4 protein-coding genes are annotated in these 3,619 nt (G+C 63.6%); all 4 read left to right on the top strand.

Annotation, left to right across the window (positions count from 1 at the left end):
- The coding region (locus tag EN991_RS27735; protein WP_164769409.1) for an ROK family protein at positions 1-897 on the top strand (897 nt) is incomplete at its 5' end.
- Entirely contained in the window at positions 897-1,343 is a 447-nt protein-coding gene (locus EN991_RS27730) for an RbsD/FucU domain-containing protein (protein WP_013532706.1), read from the top strand. The genes EN991_RS27735 and EN991_RS27730, both read left to right, overlap by 1 nt.
- Positions 1,340-2,263, top strand: a complete 924-nt coding sequence (locus EN991_RS27725) for a carbohydrate kinase (RefSeq protein WP_127369947.1) — start codon at positions 1,340-1,342, stop codon at positions 2,261-2,263. The genes EN991_RS27730 and EN991_RS27725 overlap by 4 nt, the downstream gene beginning before the upstream one ends.
- Before the next feature lie 247 nt (positions 2,264-2,510).
- Positions 2,511-3,619: DegT/DnrJ/EryC1/StrS aminotransferase family protein (locus EN991_RS27720; RefSeq protein ID WP_164769408.1), on the top strand; the 1,109-nt coding region annotated here is incomplete at its 3' end.

The following is a 3,619-nucleotide window of genomic DNA, read 5'->3' as shown; positions in this document are numbered from 1 at the left end:
GAACTGTTGTTGATCGACTTCCTTGGCAATGTCCGTTCGATGCTGCAGCATTCCTATCGCTACCCGGCGCCGCGCGAGACGGTGGACTTCGTCAGCAACGGCATGCGGCAGATGCGCGGCGAGCTCACGCCCGCGCAAGACAAGCGCATCGCCGGGCTGGGCATCGCCATGCCGTTCGAATTGTGGAACTGGGCCGATACCGCCGGCGCCCCGCGCGACGTGATGGACGAATGGCGTCACCGCGACATCAGGGCCGACATCCAGGCGCAATGCGATTTTCCGGTCTATTTGCAGAACGACGCCACGTCGGCCTGCGGCGCCGAACTCGTCTTCGGGCAGGCGGGCGCTGCGCGTGACTTCGTCTATTTCTATATCGGCGCCTTTGCCGGTGGCGGCATCGTGCTGAACGGCCGGCTTTTTGGCGGCCCGACCGGCAATGCCGGAGCGCTCGGCTCCATGCCCGTGCCCGGGCCGGACGGCAAGCCGACCCAACTGATCGATGTCGCTTCCATCGCCATGCTCGAAAAGGCGCTCAATGCGCGCGGCATCGAGGCCTCGCATCTGTGGACCTCGCCGGAAGACTGGGGCGAGATCGGACCCGAACTCGACGGCTGGATCGCCAGCGCCTCAAGGGCGCTCGCTTACGCCATCGTCGCCGCATCCTCGATCATCGATTTCGAAGCGGCGGTGATCGACGGCTGGATGCCGAAGGCGGTGCGCCGCCAGCTGGTCGACGCCATCATTGCGGCAATCGCCACGATCGACGGCGAAGGCTTGAAGCTGCCCGCCATTCGCGAGGGAACCGTCGGTATCCATGCCCGGGCGCTCGGCGGCGCCAGCCTGCCACTTTCCGAACGCTTCCTGATCGGCTCGACGACGATTTCCAGGAGCGCCTGATGCTGATCGGAATCCCGGCGCTGCTCGGTCCGGAGCTTCTGGCGATCCTGCGCGGCATGGGCCATGGCGACGAAATCGCCCTTGTCGACGGAAACTATCCGGCGGAACAGCAGGCAACCCGACTGGTACGCGCCGATGGCCACCCTCTTATCCCGGTACTCGACGCGATATTGAGTGTCCTGCCTGTCGATGACGCCGTGCCGGAGGCGCTGTTTCGCGCCTCGGTCCGAGGCGATCCCTCGCTTGCCGATCCTGTCCATCATGAGATCGAAGCGATCTGCGCCAAACGGGCGCCAGGCCGCAAGGTGGTTGCGCTGGCCGGCGCCGACTTCTATGCACGGGTCAAATCGGCGCATGCCATCGTCGCGACAAGCGAGCCGCGGCTCTACGCCAACATCATCATACGCAAGGGCGTGATCTATCCGCCGGAGACCAAGAAGCCATGATCCTCTGCTGCGGCGAAGCCCTGATCGACATGCTGCCGCGCACGACGACAGCGGGCGAGCCGGCCTTTGCGCCTTATGTCGGCGGCGCCGTGTTCAACACGGCAATCGCACTTGGCCGGCTCGGCGCGCCGGCCGGCTTCTTTTCCGGCCTGTCGTCGGATCTGTTCGGCGGCCAATTCCGGGATGCGCTTGGGGCGAGCAAGGTCAGTTCCACCTATGCACACACCTCGCCACGGCCAACCACGCTGGCCTTCGTCAAGCTCACCAACGGCCAGGCGACGTACACTTTCTATGACGAGAACACCGCCGGACGCATGCTGACGATCGACGATTTGCCGCAGCTCGGCAACGAGATCGAAGCCATGCTGTTCGGCGCCATCAGCCTGATTTCCGAGCCCGCCGGCAGTGCCTATGAAGAGTTCATGCGGCGCGAGCATGAAAGCCGCGTCATGATGCTCGACCCCAACATCCGGCCGAACTTCATCCCGGACAAGGCCAAGCACCTCAAGCGCATTCGCACCATGATGGCGATGGCCGACATCGTGAAACTGTCGGACGAAGACCTGAACTGGTTCGGCGAAGCCGGCTCGCATGAGGATGTCATCCGCAATTGGCTGGACCGCGGCCCGAAGCTGATCGTCGTCACCCATGGCGGCGAAGGCGCGGTCGGCTATACCAGGGAACATGCGGTTGCCGTCGTGCCCGAAAGGGTCGAGGTGGTCGACACGGTCGGCGCCGGCGACACGTTCAACGCCGGCATCCTCGCCTCGCTGCACGAGCAAGGCCTGCTGACGAAAGCGGCGATTTCCGGACTGTCGGTAGACGCCATCCATAAGGCGCTGGCGCTCGGCGCGAAGGCGGCGGCAGTGACCGTGTCGCGGGCCGGCGCCAATCCACCCTGGCGACATGAAATCGCCTGAGCAACGCTCAACATAAGTTGAGCCCAATCGATCACTTTATGTTTCGCAGGGGCTCTTTCCAAGGCTATAAGGGCGGGATGGCGCCCGACGAAGCCCGGATTTCCGGCATCTGACTGACATTCGCCGGGAAAACTGGTAACGGACTGCGACACTTCCGCAATTTAGGGCTCCGCCTGCCCGGCTTTCTCGGCAAGCGCAACTCTGGTACCAGCGGCCGATTATCTGGCTAACCCATTTTGAGGCCGACATGCAGTTCATCGATCTAGGCGCGCAGCGCGAACGAATCCGCGACCGGCTGAAGGCCGCGATCGACCGTGTCGTCGACGAGGGCCGCTATATTCTTGGCCCGCAAGTCACCGAATTCGAGAACAAGCTTGCCGCCTATATCGGTACCAAGCATGTCGTGGCCTGCGCCAACGGCACCGACGCGCTGCTGTTGCCGCTGTTTGCAGCCGGCGTCGGCCCGGGTGACGCGGTGTTCGTGCCGAGCTTCACGTTCGCCGCCACCGCCGAAGTGGTGGCGCTGGCCAAGGCCGAGCCGGTGTTCGTCGATGTCGACCCGCACAGCTACAACATCGACATTGCCAGCCTCGAAGCGGCCATTGCCATGATCAAGAAGGAAGGAAGGCTGAAGCCGAAGGCAATCATTCCCGTCGATCTGTTTGGCCTTGCCGCCGATTACGAGGCGATCATGGCGATCGCCAACCGCGAAGGCCTGATGGTGATCGAGGATGCCGCCCAGTCGATGGGCGGTTCGCTCGACGGCAAGATGTGCGGCTCCTTCGGTGCGGTCGGCTCGACCAGCTTCTATCCGGCAAAACCGCTTGGCTGCTACGGCGACGGCGGCGCGATGTTCACCAATGACGATGCGCTGGCCGAACAGCTTCGCTCGTTCGCCTTTCATGGCAAGGGCGAGACGCAGTACGACAATGTCCGCGTCGGCATCAATTCGCGGCTCGACACGATACAGGCGGCGATCCTCATCGAGAAGCTGGCCATTCTCGAAGACGAGATGGTCGCCCGGCAGGTCGTGGCAAAGCGCTATGCCGATGGGCTTGGCGACGTCGTTACCGCCGCCCGCAATCTGGACGGCAGCCGTTCGGCCTGGGCGCAATACGCCATCGAGACGCCGAAGCGCGACGGGCTGAGGGCGCATCTCGGCGAAAAGGGCATTCCGTCTGTCATCTACTATGTGAAGCCGCTGCATGCCCAGGTCGCTTATCGCGATTATCCGCGCACGCCGACCGGCCTTGCCGTTTCGGAAGACCTGCCGAAGCGGATCCTGTGCCTGCCGATGCACCCTTATCTCAGCGAAGCCGACCAGGACCGCATCATCGAGACGATCCGCAACTATAT

The organism is Mesorhizobium sp. M7A.F.Ca.US.005.03.2.1, assembly GCF_003997795.1.
Classification (GTDB): domain Bacteria; phylum Pseudomonadota; class Alphaproteobacteria; order Rhizobiales; family Rhizobiaceae; genus Mesorhizobium; species Mesorhizobium ciceri.
This window is presented reverse-complemented; position numbering and strand designations above follow the sequence as displayed.